This is a genomic window from Brachymonas sp. KE5 (genome assembly GCF_057773645.1).
Window position 1 is genome coordinate 2425080 of the sequence record NZ_CM173463.1, and the last position, 15508, is coordinate 2440587.

At 66.9% G+C, this 15508-nt stretch carries 14 protein-coding genes; 5 read left to right on the top strand and 9 right to left on the bottom strand.

Annotation, left to right across the window (positions count from 1 at the left end):
* Nucleotides 1-19: 19 nt before the first annotated feature.
* The 3 genes from pyrR to ACX36O_RS11485 are packed head-to-tail and all read right to left on the bottom strand — an operon-like array spanning nucleotide 20 to nucleotide 1595.
* The gene (pyrR, locus tag ACX36O_RS11475; RefSeq protein ID WP_213361701.1) at nucleotides 20-538 is read right to left on the bottom strand and encodes a bifunctional pyr operon transcriptional regulator/uracil phosphoribosyltransferase PyrR; all 519 of its coding nucleotides are present in this window, start codon (nucleotides 536-538) and stop codon (nucleotides 20-22) included.
* Nucleotides 535-999 (bottom strand): Holliday junction resolvase RuvX, encoded by a 465-nt coding sequence (ruvX, locus tag ACX36O_RS11480; protein ID WP_213361704.1) that lies wholly within the window; start codon nucleotides 997-999, stop codon nucleotides 535-537. Before ruvX ends, pyrR begins: the two co-directional genes overlap by 4 nt.
* The gene (locus ACX36O_RS11485; protein WP_213361705.1) at nucleotides 999-1595 is read right to left on the bottom strand and encodes a YqgE/AlgH family protein; all 597 of its coding nucleotides are present in this window, start codon (nucleotides 1593-1595) and stop codon (nucleotides 999-1001) included. Before ACX36O_RS11485 ends, ruvX begins: the two co-directional genes overlap by 1 nt.
* A gap of 77 nt (nucleotides 1596-1672) precedes the next feature.
* Here ACX36O_RS11485 and ACX36O_RS11490 point away from each other — a divergent pair, with 77 nt between their 5' ends.
* A complete protein-coding gene (locus ACX36O_RS11490; protein ID WP_250131052.1) occupies nucleotides 1673-3271 on the top strand; it encodes a cryptochrome/photolyase family protein in 1599 nt (532 codons plus the stop codon).
* 118 nt (nucleotides 3272-3389) lie between these two features.
* Here the strand turns inward: ACX36O_RS11490 and ACX36O_RS11495 are convergent, their stop codons facing one another.
* Nucleotides 3390-5138, bottom strand: a complete 1749-nt coding sequence (locus tag ACX36O_RS11495; protein WP_371686729.1) for a FimL-related protein — start codon at nucleotides 5136-5138, stop codon at nucleotides 3390-3392.
* A gap of 95 nt (nucleotides 5139-5233) precedes the next feature.
* A complete protein-coding gene (locus ACX36O_RS11500) occupies nucleotides 5234-5398 on the bottom strand; it encodes a rubredoxin (protein ID WP_213362749.1) in 165 nt (54 codons plus the stop codon).
* 218 nt (nucleotides 5399-5616) lie between these two features.
* Here ACX36O_RS11500 and hemL point away from each other — a divergent pair, with 218 nt between their 5' ends.
* From hemL to ACX36O_RS11520, 4 genes are all read left to right on the top strand, one after another.
* Nucleotides 5617-6912: a glutamate-1-semialdehyde 2,1-aminomutase gene (hemL, locus tag ACX36O_RS11505; RefSeq protein WP_488359811.1), complete on the top strand. Its 1296-nt coding sequence runs from the start codon at nucleotides 5617-5619 to the stop codon at nucleotides 6910-6912.
* 55 nt (nucleotides 6913-6967) lie between these two features.
* Nucleotides 6968-7888, top strand: coding sequence for a 1-acylglycerol-3-phosphate O-acyltransferase, YihG family (yihG, locus tag ACX36O_RS11510; protein WP_488359812.1), 921 nt, complete (start codon nucleotides 6968-6970; stop codon nucleotides 7886-7888).
* Nucleotides 7889-7909: 21 nt separating this feature from the next.
* Nucleotides 7910-9112: an MFS transporter gene (locus ACX36O_RS11515; RefSeq protein WP_250131053.1), complete on the top strand. Its 1203-nt coding sequence runs from the start codon at nucleotides 7910-7912 to the stop codon at nucleotides 9110-9112.
* A gap of 190 nt (nucleotides 9113-9302) precedes the next feature.
* Complete coding sequence (locus ACX36O_RS11520) at nucleotides 9303-10475, top strand: c-type cytochrome (RefSeq protein ID WP_250131054.1); 1173 nt, start codon at nucleotides 9303-9305, stop codon at nucleotides 10473-10475.
* A 220-nt stretch (nucleotides 10476-10695) separates the two neighbouring features.
* On the opposite strand, the gene ACX36O_RS11525 is transcribed toward ACX36O_RS11520, so the two are convergent.
* The 4 genes from ACX36O_RS11525 to ACX36O_RS11540 all read right to left on the bottom strand — a co-directional run bounded on the left by ACX36O_RS11525 (nucleotide 10696) and on the right by ACX36O_RS11540 (nucleotide 15500).
* Nucleotides 10696-12858, bottom strand: coding sequence for a TonB-dependent copper receptor (locus ACX36O_RS11525; RefSeq protein WP_488359813.1), 2163 nt, complete (start codon nucleotides 12856-12858; stop codon nucleotides 10696-10698).
* Between the two features lie 228 nt (nucleotides 12859-13086).
* Nucleotides 13087-13488: a DUF2946 family protein gene (locus tag ACX36O_RS11530; protein ID WP_371686733.1), complete on the bottom strand. Its 402-nt coding sequence runs from the start codon at nucleotides 13486-13488 to the stop codon at nucleotides 13087-13089.
* A 126-nt stretch (nucleotides 13489-13614) separates the two neighbouring features.
* Complete coding sequence (gene purH / locus ACX36O_RS11535; RefSeq protein WP_371686734.1) at nucleotides 13615-15204, bottom strand: bifunctional phosphoribosylaminoimidazolecarboxamide formyltransferase/IMP cyclohydrolase; 1590 nt, start codon at nucleotides 15202-15204, stop codon at nucleotides 13615-13617.
* A gap of 44 nt (nucleotides 15205-15248) precedes the next feature.
* Nucleotides 15249-15500, bottom strand: a complete 252-nt coding sequence (locus ACX36O_RS11540) for a helix-turn-helix domain-containing protein (RefSeq protein WP_213361714.1) — start codon at nucleotides 15498-15500, stop codon at nucleotides 15249-15251.
* Nucleotides 15501-15508: the final 8 nt, after the last annotated feature.

The following is a 15508-nucleotide window of genomic DNA, read 5'->3' on the forward strand; positions in this document are numbered from 1 at the left end:
GGAGACTTTGCGGAATGCTTTATTTGCTGGGCTTGAGACGGAAGCTGAAGCTGCCATCGTCGGCACGTGCCAGCGCCAGCGACTGGCCGGGCGCGAGCTGCAGGCGGGCGGCGGCAATATCGGCCTCGACGGGCAGCTGGCGACCACCACGGTCGACCAGCACGGCCAGCTTCACGCTGGCGGGGCGGCCGTAGTCGAAAATTTCGTTGAGCGCCGCGCGCACCGTGCGGCCGGTGTAGAGCACGTCGTCCAGCACGATGATGTGGGCGCCGTCCACCTCGAACGGCATCTGCGTCTGCGCCGTCACCGCCAGGCCGCGCTTGGCAAAGTCATCGCGGTGCATGGCGGTGGAGATGGTGCCGACCGGGCCCAGGCCCCAGTCCTGCTGCAGGCGCTGCGCCAGCCAGGCGCCGCCGGAGGTGATGCCGGCAAACTGCGTTTCGGGCGTGCGGATGCGCTCGATCTGGCGTGCCAGGGTCTGGTACAGGGCTTCGGCGTCGAGCATCAGGGCGCCGGTGGCGGGGGTGGAATCGGTCATGGCAGGGTGTTGAAAAACTGTTCGAGGATGATACAGGCGGCCGTCGCGTCAGCATCGGCCGCGCCGCTGGCAAGCGCCTCGGTGGTGCTGTAGCGCTCGTCCACCGTGTAGACCGGCAACTTGAAGCGTTGCGACAGCTGGCGGCCGAAGTTGGTGGCGCGGCGCGTGTTCTCGTGCGCGGCGCCGTCGGGATGGTAGGGAATGCCGATCACCAGTGCCTGCGGCTGCCACTCGGCGATCAGGGCGGCCACGGCAGCAAAGCGGGCGTCGCCGGTGGCGGCGATGCTCTTGCCTGGAGTGGCGCGGCCCAGCATGCGGTTGCCGGTGGCCACGCCGGTGCGCTTCTTGCCGTAGTCCAGTGCCAGAAAGCTCTGGAACGGCTGCGGATCGACCAGCGGCGGCTGGCCCGGCACCTGGAACAGGTCGTCCACCGTCACGCCATGGATCAGGGGCTGCGCCATCAGGCCCTCCCCGCAGCAGAAGACAGCATGCCGGGATGGATGCCGAGCAGTTCCATCGCCTTCTCATAGCGCTGCGACACCGGGGTGTCGAACATCACGGCGTGCGACGCGGGCACGGTGAGCCAGCTGTTGCGCTTGAGCTCATCTTCCAGCTGGCCGCCATCCCAGGCGGAATAGCCCAGCGTGACCAGCAGGCGCTCGGGGCCGCGGCCTTCGGAGAGTTCCTGCAGGATGTCGCGCGAGGTGGTGAGCTGCAGGCCGTCGGCCATGGTCATGGACGAGTCGTAGGCGGAGAGTTTGGATTCTGGGTCTTCCACGCGCGGGTGCAGCACGAAGCCACGCTCGGTCTGCACCGGCCCGCCCCAGAGGATGGAACTTCCCTGCAGATCCTGGCGCCCCAGCGGCATGGCCACCTGCTCGAACAGGTCGTCGAGCAGCAGATCGGCCGGCTTGTTGATGACCAGACCGAGCGCGCCATGGGCGCCGTGCTCGCAGATGTAGACCACGCTTTGCGCGAACAGGTCATCCTCCATGCCCGGCATGGCGATCAGGAAATGCTGCGCCAAATCCAGCGTTGAGGCAGAATCGGAAGACATGCCGTCATTCTAGAGGCTTCGCGTCGGCCGTGCGTGCCCGGCGCCGGCTTCCGGCCCCCTTCTCCTGCGGATTTCCGATGCACGCTCCCGAACAGTTCGATGCCGGCCTGATGTGGTTCCGCCGCGACCTGCGCTGCCAGGACAACGCGGCGCTGTTTCACGCCCTGCGCAGCTGCCGGCGGGTGTATTGCGTGTTCGTGTTCGACAGCGAATTGCTCGACCCACTGCCGCGGGCGGATCGGCGGGTGGAGTTTATCCACCACAGTGTGCGAGCGCTGGATGCGGAGTTGCGGGAGCTGGCTGCTGCCAGCTTGGGGTCGGGCACCGGCGCTGGCCCGGGGATGGCCGCGGGTGCTGCAGGCGCAAACGGCACGGGCAGTGCCGGAACCGTCCCCGATCCGACTGATTCGAGCGCCCCCGGACAGCCGGCACACGGCCTGATCGTGCTGCACGGCCCCGCGCGCACCCTGCTGCCCGAACTGGCGCAGGCGCTGCACGTGCAGGCCGTGTTCACCAACCACGACTACGAACCCGCCGCGATTGCGCGCGACAACCAGGTGCGCGGCGGCCTGGCCAACGCCGGCATTTCGCTGCGCACCACCAAGGACCATGTGGTGTTCGAACGGGACGAGGTGCTGAGCCCCAGCGGCACGCCGCACGCGCAGTTCTCCAGCTATTGCGCGCAATGGCTGGCACAGCTCACGCCCTTCCACCTTCGTGCCTACGAAGTCGAGGCCCATGCCGCGCATCTGGCGCCCCGCCCGGCCGCCTGGCGCCAGCCCCTGCCCAGCCTGCAGGACCTGGGCTTTCATGCCACCAACCTGAGGCAGCTTGCGCTCTATCCCGGCAGCGCCGGCGCGCAGGCGCAGTGGCAGGAATTTGCCGCCCGCATGGACCACTATCACCTCACCCGCGACTACCCGGCTGTGCGCGGGCCGAGCTATCTGGGCGTGCACCTGCGCTTCGGCACGCTCGGCATCCGCGAAGTGGCGCGGCTGGCCTGGGAGCGCTACCGCCAGGGCGACCCCGGCGCCACCAAATGGCTGGTGGAACTGGTCTGGCGCGAGTTCTACATCCAGCTGCTGGCGCATTTTCCGCATGTGGTGGAGCATGCCTTCCAGAAGGACATGGACCGCCTGCCCTGGGACCATGGCGCGCATGGCCGCAAGCTGTTTGCCGCCTGGTGCGCCGGCCAGACCGGTTTTCCGCTGGTGGATGCCGGCATGCGCCAGTTGCACGCTACCGGCTACATGCACAACCGGCTGCGCATGGTGGCAGCCAGCTTTCTCACGCGCCAGCTCGGTGTGGACTGGCGCTGGGGCGAGCGCCACTTTGCCGAGCATCTCAACGACTACGAACTGGCCAGCAACAACGGCAACTGGCAATGGGCGGCAGGCACCGGCTGCGACGCGCAATCGTGGTTCCGCATCTTCAACCCGACGGCGCAAAGCCTGCAGTACGACGCGCAAGGCAAGTTCCTGCGGCGTTACCTGCCGGAACTGGCGCGATTGCCGGATGAGGAAATCCACGCGCCGGAGCGCGCGTCGCCGATCGAGCTGGAGGCGGCGGGGATTACGCTGGGGGTGGACTATCCCGCGCCTATTGTGGATCTGGGGGAAGCGCGGCGGGCGGCGTTGCAGCGGCATGCGGCCTTGCGGCAGGAGCGACGACGCTGAACATGGACCAGCAGACACCGTGGGCCGAGGCAGTGGCCCTCACGAGATTTCCGGACTAGGCAGGCGTCATTCAGACAATGCTGCGCGCCGGGCAGCGCGGGCTCCGTCAGACCCGGTTTCAGGCTGACTCGGCCAGACTGTTCCGGAAACCGTTCTCCAGCCCCTGCACCGCCTGTTGCAAGGGCTGCAGCCGATCCGGCGCCTCGACATCCCGCACCCGCAACAGCGCACGTTCCGACAGCGCAACCTGCACCAGCGGCAGCAGCGAGGCAGCCCCGGCCTCGCGAGCGGATTGCTGCAAGCCCTGCAACAAGCGCAGACATTCACTGCTGGCCCCCGCATTGTCCGGCCGCGCCTCCCACTGCTTGAGCACGGCCTGCACCTGCTGCACCTGCGCCAGCCCGCTGGCAAGAAAGGCACGCCATTCCTCGCCCTGTTTCTGCTCGGGCAAGGCCTGCACATCCACGGCGGTTACTCCCAGCGCCGGTTCCGGCAAGGGCAGCACCACCCGTTCGCGGTCGGGCGCCTGCGCCAGCGCGGCCAACTGCTCCAGCAGCGCCCCCGGCACCGGCCGCACGAAATCCACCGCCACCTGATGCAGCTCATGCCCCAGCACCGTGGCGGCCTGATGCAGCAGCTCGGCCTCTTCCCCGCGCGCCATGCGCACCTGCAGCGCCACCAGCGCCCGCTCGATGGCATGGCCCAGCGTGGCCAGTTCATCCAGCCCGATCTGGGCGGAAGCACGCGCCAGCTGCGCCGATAAACCCAGCGCCGAGGCGGGCACCGGATGCGCCGGCTGGCGCGCCCAGCGGTTGAGTTGCTGCACCAACTCGCGCGACCAGGCATCGGCCGACTGCAGATAGGCGTTGTACATGTCCTGCGGCATGCGCAACTCGCCCAGCGTCTTGACGGCGTCCTCCGGCAGACCCTGCGCAGATTCCGCCAGCAGCGCACGCGCCTGCGCGGTATCCACCCGCACCACCACCGGCGGCTGCGGCAGCACGCCATAGGCATCCGCCAGCGCCCGCGCCAGCGGCTGTTCGCCCTCCGGCAGCAACGGCACGCCTTGGGCCAGCAGAAACAGCATGTCCTGCGCCAGCGCCTCCAGCTGCGCCGCATCTGCGGGCTGGCCGCGACGCGCCCGCGCATGCTGCGCCACCATCCCGGAAACGGCACGCTGCAGCAAGCGATCCCATTCCAGCGCCCCTGCCGCGCGCAACTGCAGCACGGCAGCCAGCAACTGCCAGCAGGTCGTCAGAGAAGCCCCACCAGCCACTGCCGCCTGCGCTCCGGCCACATTCGCCAGCGCCAGCAGCGCCTGCGGCTCCTGTTCGCGGAACACGCGCAGGGCACACTCGTAGAGATCGCCCGCCTCCACCGCCGGCAGCAAGGTCGCAGATACCGGCTTCCACGGAAACGGATGCCAGCGCCACAGATCCGCCGGTTCGCAGCGGTCCAGCCGTGCCAGCGCCGCCACCGGCTGGTACACCGGGAACAGCGCGCGCGCATCCTCGGGGCAGGCGTTGCGGGTGTGGTCCACATAGCTGCGCAGCGCCACGCTGGCCTGCTGGATGAGGCTGGCGTTGTCCATGGTGCGCAACTCGGGCTGCGCGGCCACGCGCGCCACGGCGCGCTCCATGGCATGTACCAGCCGGGCCGGCGCCGGACGTCCAGCCTGTTCCATGGCCTGCACCGCCTGGCCCAGCCGCTCCGCCGCCCGCTCCCAGGCATCGACCTGCTCGGCCCCTTCCCCCAGCCAGGACGGCAATGCCGATTGCACACCATCAAACAGGCGTGCCAGCACGCCGCGTTGGGGAGTCTGCCAGCTGGCTGGCGCTTGGGGGGAAGCCGGGTCGTTCTGCGTCATGGAAGGTGCTTTCGCTCACGCGGTCGGATCGGATTGCCGGCCGCAGCCGGCGCGGACAGGCCGGGCTCCCGCGCCCTGCCTGCAATGGCACAGTGTCAGAACTGCGCCATCTGGAAATCGGCCTTGCCGGCGCCGCATTCCGGACAGGTCCAGTCGACGGGCACGTCTTCCCAGCGGGTGCCGGGGGCAATGCCATGTTCGGGGTCGCCGGCCTCTTCGTCGTAGATCCAGCCGCAGATCAGGCACATCCAGGTCTTCATTTCGGGCACAACTCGTCTCCGCAATCAGGCAAATAAAAACCGATTCTATCCAGTCTCTCCATGCGAAGGGAGATGGCGCATGCCCCTCTTAAGAAGCCGGTCAGGCTACCCGAATACCTGCCAGCGCGGTAAACTCGCTGCTTTGCAGCCCCCTGGCTGCCCTTGCCCTTTCATTGCCATCGGCGGCCCCATGCGCGGCGCCCCGGCCCCGGAAAACGATGCAAACCTCCACTCCTGACCAGAACCAGATCCTGTTCGAGCGCGCCCAGCGCGTGATTCCCGGTGGCGTGAACTCGCCCGTACGCGCCTTCCGCGCCGTCGGCGGCACGCCGCGCTTCGTGCAGCGCGCCCAGGGCGCCTATTTCTGGGATGCCAACGACCAGCGCTATATCGACTACATCGGCTCCTGGGGCCCGATGATCCTGGGCCACGGCCACCCCGCCGTGCTCGAGGCGGTGCAGAAGGCCGTGCTGGAAGGCTTCTCCTTCGGTGCGCCGACCGAGCGCGAGATCGAGCTGGCCGAGGAAATCATCAAGATCATGCCCAGCGTGGAGATGGTGCGTCTGGTCTCTTCCGGCACCGAAGCCGGCATGAGCGCCATCCGTCTGGCCCGTGGCGCTACCGGACGCAACCGCATCATCAAGTTCGAAGGCTGCTACCACGGCCATGCCGATGCCCTGCTGGTGAAGGCCGGCTCGGGTCTGGCCACCTTCGGCGCGGCCACCAGTGCCGGCGTGCCCGAAGCCGTGGTGCAGGACACCGTGGTGCTCGAGTACAACAACCTGCAGCAGCTGGAAGAGGCCTTTGCCCTGCACGGCAGCGAGCTGGCGTGCGTGATCATGGAACCGATCGCCGGCAACATGAACTTCGTGCGCCCGACCCAGGCCTTTGCCCAGCGCATCCGCGAACTGTGCACGCAGCACGGTGCTCTGCTCATCATCGACGAGGTGATGACGGGCTTCCGCGTGGCGCTGCATGGCGCCCAGTCGGTGCTCGGCGTGGAGCCGGACATCACCGTAATGGGCAAGGTGATCGGCGGCGGCATGCCGCTGGCGGCCTTTGGCGGCAAGCGCGCCGTAATGGAACACATCTCCCCGCTGGGCGGCGTATACCAGGCCGGCACCCTGTCGGGCAACCCGGTCGCCACCGCCTGCGGCCTGGCCACGCTGCGCGAGATCCAGAAACCCGGCTTCTACGAAGCCCTTTCGGCCAAGACGCAGCGCCTGATGCAGGGCCTGCAGGCCGCTGCCGATGCTGCCGGCGTCCCCTTCAGCACCGACAGCCAGGGCGGCATGTTTGGCTTCTTCCTGATGAACGAGCTGCCGCAGAACTACCAGCAGGTGATGAAAACCGACGGCGCGCGTTTCAACAAGCTGTTCCACGGCCTGCTCGACGGCGGCGTGTATATCGCCCCGGCGCTGTACGAAGCCGGCTTTGTCAGCGCCGCCCATACCGACGCCGATATCGACCAGTCCATCGCCGTCGCCGCCGAGGTGTTCCGCGCCCTGGCCTGATGGCCGTGCCGGCCCGGTGGCCGGCCTGCTGTTTCCTTACTGACTGACGTAGTCCATGTCCGCAATCTACACGGTGCTGGCCAGCCTGCTGGTGGCCCTCAATACCCTGGCCGGCGCGCTGCTGATGCTGCCGTTCGCCCTGCTCAAGTTCCTGCTGCCGTTCAAGCCCGTGCGCGCGCTGTGCGACCACGCGCTCAACAGCATCGCTACCGGCTGGGTCAGCGTCAACGGCGCCTGGATCAATGCCATCAACCGCACGCGCTGGAAAGTCACCGGCCTGGACGGGCTGAACACCAAATCCTGGTATCTGGTCATCAGCAACCACCAGAGCTGGGTCGACATTCTGGTGCTGCAGACCATCCTGAACCGCCGCGCGCCCTTCCTGAAGTTCTTCATCAAGCATGAACTGATCTACGTGCCCGTGATCGGTCTGGTGTGGTGGGCGCTGGACTTTCCGTTCATGAAACGCGGCGGCGCCGCCACCGTGCAGCAGGATCTGGAAAACGCCCGCAAGGCCTGCGAAAAGTTCCGCCTGATCCCCACATCGCTGATCAGCTTTGCCGAAGGCACGCGCTTCACGCCCGAAAAGCATGCGGCGCAAAAGTCGCCCTACAAGCACCTGCTCAAGCCCAAGAGCGGCGGCGTGGGCATGGCACTGGAAACCATGGGCGACATGTTCACCCAGGTGCTGGACGTGACCATTGCCTATCCCAACGGCGTGCCCACCTTCGGCGACGTGCTGGCCGGCCGCCTGAGCGAGGTGGTGGTGCAGGTGCAGCAGCTGCCGGTGCCGCACAACCTGCGCCCGGCGCCGGATCAGCCGATCTCCCCCATCGGCCTGCAGCGCTGGATCCAGCGCATCTGGAAGGCCAAGGACGCGCAGCTCGAGCAGATCCTGCATGGCGGCGCACCTGCCGCAGCCGAAGCCCCCGCCGACTCCGACCTGCCGCCCCCATCCCGCCCCGAAGCGGCCTGAGCGTCCGCGTTCCGCAGTTCCATGTCCCGTTCCCCGGCATCCTCCTCCGCATCCCCCGCCGATGCGAATCCGGGGCCCATGCTGCTGCTCACCTTCGGCCTGATCGGCGTTTTCGCCTTTGTGCAGGTCTATTCGGTGCAGGCCATCCTGCCGCTGCTGGTGCGCGATTTCCAGGCCAGCGCGGTGCAGGTGGGCACCACCGTGGGCGCCACCGTGCTGGCCGTGGCACTCACGGCGCCATTCACCGGCATGCTGTCGGATGCGCTCGGGCGCAAGCCCATCATCGTGGGTTCGGTGTTCTTCCTTGCCCTCCCGACGGCGCTGATGTATTTCGTGACGGACATCCAGTGGATGGTGGTGCTGCGCTTTCTGCAGGGCCTGGCGGTGCCTGGCATCACCGTGGTCACCATTGCGTACATCGGCGAGGAATTTCGCGCCCGTGCCATGGCACGCGCCATGTCGGTGTATGTGGCGGGCACGGTGCTGGGCGGTTTCCTGGGCCGCTTCCTGCTCGGCCACCTGAGCGCCGTGATGCACTGGCAGCAGGCCTTTGTCCTGATGGCGCTGATGAATCTGCTGGGTGCCGTGCTGGTCTGGCGCATCCTGCCCGCATCACGCCATTTCGTCGCCAACCCGCAGGTACGCAGCGGCCTGCAGATGCTGGGCCGGCACCTGCGCAACCGCTCGGTGCTCACCGCCTGCGCGCTCGGCGTGTGCGTGCTGTTCGCGCTGGTGGGCTGCTTCACCTACATCAACCTGTACCTGGCCGATGCGCCCTACCACCTCGACACGGCAGCGCTGGGCAATATCTTCGCCGTGTACCTGCTGGGGGTGGTGGTGACGCCGATTGCCGGGCGCCTGCTGCCGCGGCTGGGTTTTCGCCGCACCATCCTGCTGGCACTGGGCACCTCGCTGCTCGGGCTGTGGCTCACCCTGCTGCCCGGCGTGCCGCTGATCGTGCTGGCTCTGGCCATCATGTCCAGCGGCATCTTCATCACCCAATCTGCCACCATCAGCTTCATCGCACACAAGGTGGAAACGGGGCGCTCGCTCGCCTCGGGGCTGTACTACATGGCCTATTACAGCGGCGGCTTTCTCGGCGCCTGGCTGTGCGGGCTGGCCTATGCGCAGGGCCACTGGCGCGGTGCCGTGGCCGCCGTCAGCGTGGCGCTGCTGGGCGCACTGCTGGCCGGCTACCGACTGCTGCCGCCCAAGGCAGCCTGAGCGCCCGGAACGCCCGAAAGCGCCCGTAGCACGCCGCTTCCTGCGCCGGCACACCACGTCCGGCTGGACACAATCCGGGCATGCCCTTACTATCGAAATGGTGTTCGATGCGATAATTTACAAAAAGATAAATCACTAACGGGCAGGGACAGAGCACGTAGTTTTTCCCTTGAACACAGGAGTAGTATTGATGTCGACCCGTTTCTATCTGGCCCCCACCCTGATGGCCGTGGCTGCCATGCTGGCCGCATGTGGCCAATCCGAATCCCCCGCACCGACCACGCAAGCCGCCAGTGCGGCTGCCGAGACGGCGTCGGCCGCAGCGCAAACCGCATCTGCGGCGGCCTCCACCAGCGTGGCTGCAGCTTCTGCCGCTGCATCGGCCCCCGCTGCCGCACCGCAGGTGGTCAACGGCGAAATGGCCATGAAGCCGGCTGCCGCCTACGATCCCGCCAGCCTGCCTGACGACGCCTACGGCAAGATGGTCAAGTACGGCAAGGAGCTCACCGAGCGCACCTACGCCCACATCGGCCCCGAGGTGAAGGACGTGAAGATGCGCTATGCAGGCAACAACCTGTCCTGCACCTCCTGCCACCAGGCTTCGGCCACCAAGCCGTTTGCCATGTCCTGGGTCGGCTCGCACTCCACCTTCCCGCAGTACCGCGGCCGTGAAGACACCATCAGCACCATCGAGGAGCGCGTGAACGGCTGCATGGAGCGCAGCATGAACGGCAAGTCCCTGCCCTTCGACAGCAAGGAGATGAAGGCTTTCGCGACCTACATCCACTTCCTGTCCAAGGATGTGCCGGTGGGCACCAAGGTGGTTGGTCAGGGCCTGATGAAGTACACCCCGCCCAACCGCAAGGTCGACCTGGTGGCCGGCGAGGCCATCTACAAGCAGACCTGCGCCGTCTGCCATGGCCCGGAAGGCCAGGGCGTGCGTGCTGCACCGGCCAAGCCGGGCGAGCCGGCCGGCTACACCTTCCCGCCGCTGTGGGGCAAGGACACCTTCAACAACGGCGCCGGCATGAACCGCATGCTGACGGCCGCCGCCTTCATACGCGCCAACATGCCGCAGGGCACGGCCCACGACAAGCCCCAGCTCACCGAAGAGCAGGCATTTGACGTGGCCGGCTACGTGCTGAGCAAGCCGCGCCCGATCAAGGCCGGTCTGGACAAGGACTTCCCGGCCCGCTGGAACAAGCCGGTCGACGCCGCCTTCCCGCCCTATGTGACAGGCGCCACGGCTGAAGACCACCGCTTCGGTCCGTTCCAGCCGCTGCAGGAGAAGATGAAGGAGCTGAAGGACGAGCTGAAGAAGAAGTCCGACGAAGCCAAGGCGCAGAAGGTCGCGGCACGCTGATCTTCCTCTGACGCTCCGGCCGCACCCGCAGGCGGCCGGCCTTCAGGCCATGCCCAGCATCCCGAAGGACTGACGCGCAGCCGCAGCGACGATGGCGCTGCGGCTTTTTGCTGGTGCGCCCAGCACGGGCGCTCCAGCAAAAAAGGAAGCCCGAAGGCTTCCTCGCACTGTACGCGGCGGGCCGGCGTACAGCTGTGACGATCGGTGACCGCGATTGCCGTCAGTCCAGCGCCACCGTGGTCTTCAGCCAGAAGTTGCGGCCGGGCTCGTTGATGCGGCCGGTCTGGATGTAGCCCGGGATCATGCTGCCGGAACGCGACAGGTGTTCGGCATAGGTCTTGTCGAACACGTTGTCCACGCCGGCAATCACGCGCACGCGCTTGTTGACCTTGTAGCTGCCGTTGAGCGACAGGGTGCCGAAGCCCGGCGTGGCCGTTGCCACGTCCTGGCCGGCGATGTTGCCCTTGCCCGGATCGACGCGGTCCTGACGCGCCACCAGGCGCCACAGGGCGCCGGCGCTCCAGGTGCCATTGCTCCAGTTCAGGCCCAGCTTGCCTTCCAGCGGCGGCATCTGTGCCAGCGGCGTACCGTCCGTGCGGTTCTTGCCGCGCACATGGGCGACGCTGGCATCCAGCTTCCACTGGGGCGTGAGCGCATAGCTGAGCGCTGCTTCCAGCCCGTAGCTGCGAGCGTCGATATTGCGCACCACGGCGGGGTTGCCCGCCGGCTTGCCAAAGCGCGCCGAGGTGTTGAAGGCATCGATCAGGATGTAGTCATCGATGTGGTTGTAGAAGGCCGACAGGCTGGTGCTCAGACGGTCATTCTTCCAGTTCACGCCCACATCCAGCTGGGTGGTTTTTTCCGGGCGGGTGTTGAAGGCGCTGTTGCTGGTTTCGCTCTGGCGGTTGCCGCCCACGGTTTCCCAGAAATCCGGGAAGCGCTGCACATGGCCCAGACCGGCGTAGACCGTGCCATTGCTCTGGTCGAAGTCACGCTCCCAGCGCACAAAGCCGCTGGGCAGGGTGTCGTCGCGCTGGAGGCCGCGCGTGGCCAGGCCGGGCGTCATGCGCTGGTCGGTGGCATCCCACCAGTCCACGCGCGCACCACCGATCAGGCGCTGCTTGTCGTCCAGATTGTGGTGCACTTCACCAAACAGGCCGATCTGGCGGAACTTGCCGTCCTCCGTGCGCGGCATGGACTCGTAAGCGCTGCCGGCCAGCATCCCCTTGGACATGCGCAGGGTGTGCTGGTTTTCCTGCATATCCACGCCGGTGATCACGCGGGTGGAGTCGACCGGCTGCAGCGTCACGGCCACGCGGCCACCGATGGTTTCGCGATCCGGATTGCTCACGGCGCGCATGGCCGCGGGGGTAGCCGGGCGCATGCTGAAGTTGTCCATCACGTGATCCACGTAGTTGCGGTAGGCGTTGGCCTCGATCTTGCGCACCAGCGGGGAGATGTTGCGCTTCTCGAAACGCAGGCCGATGTTCTCGCGGTCGAACTTGGTGCCGTCCATCATGCGATCGGCGTAGGCGGCCTCGCCGTCGCTGCGGCCATAGGTCAATTCGTACAGCGTGTTGGCGTCGGGCGTCAGGCCCAGCGCCACCCGGCCGCTCCAGCGTTCGTAGGAGGAATGCACGGGGTTGCCGCTGCCGTCCTTGTAGTCATCCGAACGGGTGTGGGTGCCGGTGCCGCGCACATACAGGTCGGGCGTGGCGTAGTTCACATCGCCCATCACGTCGCGGCGGCCGAAGCTGCCGACGGTGCCGCTCAGGTTGGCCTTGAGGCCGGGCTGCTCGGGGCGTGCTTCACGGTCGCGCTCGAACAGCACGGTGCCGGCCGAGTTGCCGGGGCCGTGCAGCACGGTCTGCGGGCCCTTGAGCACGGTCAGGCGGTCATAGGAATCGGGGAAGACGTAGGCGGTGGGCGGGTCCATGCGGCCGCCGCAGCCGCCGAGGATGTGCTCGCCGTCCAGCAGCACGTTCAGGCGCGAGCCGGCCATGCCGCGCAGCACCGGGTCGCCATCGGTGCCGCCCTTGCGGATCACGGAGAAGCCGGGGACGGTCTTGAGGATGTCCGCACCGTCCTGGGCCGGGATCGGCTGGCGCGCCTTGCGTGGATCGGTGACGATGGCGAGCGGCTTGCTGGCACCAGTGCCGGCGCCAGTCACGACGACACGGTATTCGGCACCTTCGCCTTCAGCTTCGGCTGCAGCGGCCTGCGCGCGCTGCACGCTACCGGCGGCGCCTGGCGCCGGTGCAGAGGCTGTAGGGACAGAGGCGTTTGAAGCCGGAGCTACCGGCTCGGCGGCAAGGGCCGGCAGCGTCAGCACGGCGCAGGCAATGGGAGTCAGGGCAAACGAAAGAAAGGTACGGGAATCCATGAAAACAACTTCCTGAAGAGGGACAGGCCGGTCAGGTCCGTCGGGGACCTGGCGCGACAGATTCCGCTGCTGCACGCCCATCCGGCGTGCACGACGTGGCATTGGCGTCGACTCCAGGCCGACACCGCGCACCAGACATGCCGGTTGCGCAACGCATGGCCATGCAAGCCGAGACAGGCGCCGGACCCATCAAGGCCCGGGAGTCAGAGCGGAAAAAAAGGGGGGACTTCAGGAAAGCTGCGGTGGAGCCCGCGCCAGGGGCAAGCCCACCGGCGGCCCGCTGGCTGGCCACCATTGCGGGGCCGGAAGAGGTGCAAACGTGATGGCCGACAGCGCAGGGAGCGGCGAGGCGATCTCCGGCAGCAGCGGCAGGAAGGCCGCCGCCGCACAGACCACGCACTGCGACTGGGCAGCGGGAACCGGATCCGGCTCGTCGCCGCCCTGGGCATCTGCCGCCACCCAGGTGATGCCGGTCGGCGTACAGACCGCCAGCAGATCGGCCTGCCCCGCCATGCCCACCTGGTGCTGCAGGCTCTGCATGCCCATGGCCAGTTGCAGCAAGGCTGCGAACAGGGCCATCAGCCACGCAGGGCGCGAACGACGGAGGGATTGCAGGCGGGACAGTTTCACTGGATCGCAATTATAGAAACAAAGCGGTACAAGTTGTCACACCGTATGACACGCCCATGAAAAAGGGAAGCCCGAAAGCTTCCCCTCGCGATCAGAGCTTGATCCGTCTCAAGCCGGCATGGCGAATCAGTGGCGGAAATGACGCACGCCGCTGAACACCATCACCACGCCGCGCTCGTCGGCGGCGTCGATCACTTCCTGGTCGCGCATCGAGCCGCCCGGCTGGATCACGCAGGTGGCGCCGTGGTCGATCACCACGTCCAGGCCGTCACGGAACGGGAAGAAGGCGTCGCTGGCCACGGCCGTGCCCTGCAGGCTCAGGCCGGCATGCTCGGCCTTGATGGAGGCAATGCGGGCGGAATCGAGCCGGCTCATCTGGCCAGCGCCCACGCCCATGGTCATGCCGTCCTTGCAGAACACGATGGCGTTGCTCTTGACGTACTGCGCCACCTTCCAGGCGAACAGCAGGTCCTCGATCTGCTGCGGCGTGGGCTGCAGCTTGGTCACCACTTTCAGGTCGGCCGCTGTCAGCTCGTGGTTGTCGGACGTCTGCAGCAGCAGGCCGCCGCCAACGCGCTTCATGTCCATGCTGTTGGCCACGCGCGCCACGCCTTCGGGCAGCGCGATCTTCATCAGGCGCACATTGGTCTTGGGCTTGAACACTTCCAGCGCCTCGGGCGTGAAGTCAGGGGCCATCAGCACTTCGACGAACTGCTTGACGATCAACTCGGCCGCAGCCTTGTCCAGCGTGCGGTTCAGGGCGATGATGCCGCCGAAGGCGCTGGTCGGGTCGGTCTGGAAGGCCTTGCTGTAGGCCTCTGCACCGTCCTTGCCCACGGCCACGCCGCAGGGGTTGGCATGCTTGACGATCACGCAGGCCGGCACGTCGAACTGCTTGACGCATTCCCAGGCCGCATCGGCATCGGCGATGTTGTTGTAGCTCAGTTCCTTGCCCTGCAGCTGCTCGCCGGTGACGATGGAGCCGGGCACCGGGTACAGGTCGCGGTACCAGGCGGCCTGCTGGTGGCTGTTCTCGCCATAGCGCAGATCCTGCAGCTTGACGAACATGCCGTTGGCCTGGGCCGGGAACTGGCCGCGCTCGGGCGTGCCGTCCACCTTGGCTTCGTCGAAACTGATGGCCGACAGGTAGTCGCTGATGGCGCCATCGTACTGGGCGATGCGGTTGAAGGCGGCGACGGACAGAGCGAATTTGGTGGGCAGGCTGACCTTGCCGTTTTGCTTCAGCTCGGCGATCACTTTTTCGTACTGGCCGGCGTCGGTCAGCACGGCCACGTCCTTCCAGTTCTTGGCAGCGGAGCGCACCATGGCCGGGCCGCCGATGTCGATGTTCTCGATCGCATCTGCCAGCGTGCAGCCGGGCTTGGCCACGGTGGCCTCGAACGGGTACAGGTTCACGCACAGGATGTCGATGGTGGGGATGGCGTGCTCGCCCAGCGCGGCCATGTGCTCGGGCAGGTCGCGGCGCGCCAGCAGGCCGCCGTGGATCTTGGGATGCAGCGTCTTGACGCGGCCGTCCAGCATCTCGGGAAAGCCGGTGTGGTCGGCCACTTCGGTCACGGGCAGGCCCTGCTCGGCCAGCAGCTTGGCGGTGCCGCCGGTAGAGAGCAGCTTCACGCCCAGGGCGTTCAGTTCCTTGGCAAGTTCGACGATGCCGGTCTTGTCGGACACGGACAGCAGTGCGGTCAGAGTGGTCATCAGGAGATCCTCGGTTTTTTCTTGAAAATGGGAAACAGGGGCGATCAGGAACGCACGCTGGTAGTGAGCATGCCATGCTCCACCAGCTTCTTGCGCAGGGTGTTGCGGTTCAGGCCCAGCCACTGGGCGGCGCGGCTCTGGTTGTTGCGCGTCTGCTCCATCACCAGTTCGAGCATGGGCTTTTCGACCACGCGCAGCAGCATGTCGTACATATTGCTGGGCTCAATGCCCTGCAGGTCATCCAGATAGAGCTGCAGGTTGCTGCGTACGCACTCTTCCAGTTTTTCATGTGCCATGGTATTCG

What these genes read in the sequence shown, in the direction of transcription:
- pyrR (WP_213361701.1), bottom strand. Translation starts at nt 538, where the DNA reads ATGACCGATTCCACCCCCGCCACCGGCGCCCTGATGCTCGACGCCGAA.
- ruvX (WP_213361704.1), bottom strand. Translation starts at nt 999, where the DNA reads ATGGCGCAGCCCCTGATCCATGGCGTGACGGTGGACGACCTGTTCCAG.
- ACX36O_RS11485 (WP_213361705.1), bottom strand. Translation starts at nt 1,595, where the DNA reads ATGTCTTCCGATTCTGCCTCAACGCTGGATTTGGCGCAGCATTTCCTG.
- ACX36O_RS11490 (WP_250131052.1), top strand. Translation starts at nt 1,673, where the DNA reads ATGCACGCTCCCGAACAGTTCGATGCCGGCCTGATGTGGTTCCGCCGC.
- ACX36O_RS11495 (WP_371686729.1), bottom strand. Translation starts at nt 5,138, where the DNA reads ATGACGCAGAACGACCCGGCTTCCCCCCAAGCGCCAGCCAGCTGGCAG.
- ACX36O_RS11500 (WP_213362749.1), bottom strand. Translation starts at nt 5,398, where the DNA reads ATGAAGACCTGGATGTGCCTGATCTGCGGCTGGATCTACGACGAAGAG.
- hemL (WP_488359811.1), top strand. Translation starts at nt 5,617, where the DNA reads ATGCAAACCTCCACTCCTGACCAGAACCAGATCCTGTTCGAGCGCGCC.
- yihG (WP_488359812.1), top strand. Translation starts at nt 6,968, where the DNA reads ATGTCCGCAATCTACACGGTGCTGGCCAGCCTGCTGGTGGCCCTCAAT.
- ACX36O_RS11515 (WP_250131053.1), top strand. Translation starts at nt 7,910, where the DNA reads ATGTCCCGTTCCCCGGCATCCTCCTCCGCATCCCCCGCCGATGCGAAT.
- ACX36O_RS11520 (WP_250131054.1), top strand. Translation starts at nt 9,303, where the DNA reads ATGTCGACCCGTTTCTATCTGGCCCCCACCCTGATGGCCGTGGCTGCC.
- ACX36O_RS11525 (WP_488359813.1), bottom strand. Translation starts at nt 12,858, where the DNA reads ATGGATTCCCGTACCTTTCTTTCGTTTGCCCTGACTCCCATTGCCTGC.
- purH (WP_371686734.1), bottom strand. Translation starts at nt 15,204, where the DNA reads ATGACCACTCTGACCGCACTGCTGTCCGTGTCCGACAAGACCGGCATC.
- ACX36O_RS11540 (WP_213361714.1), bottom strand. Translation starts at nt 15,500, where the DNA reads ATGGCACATGAAAAACTGGAAGAGTGCGTACGCAGCAACCTGCAGCTC.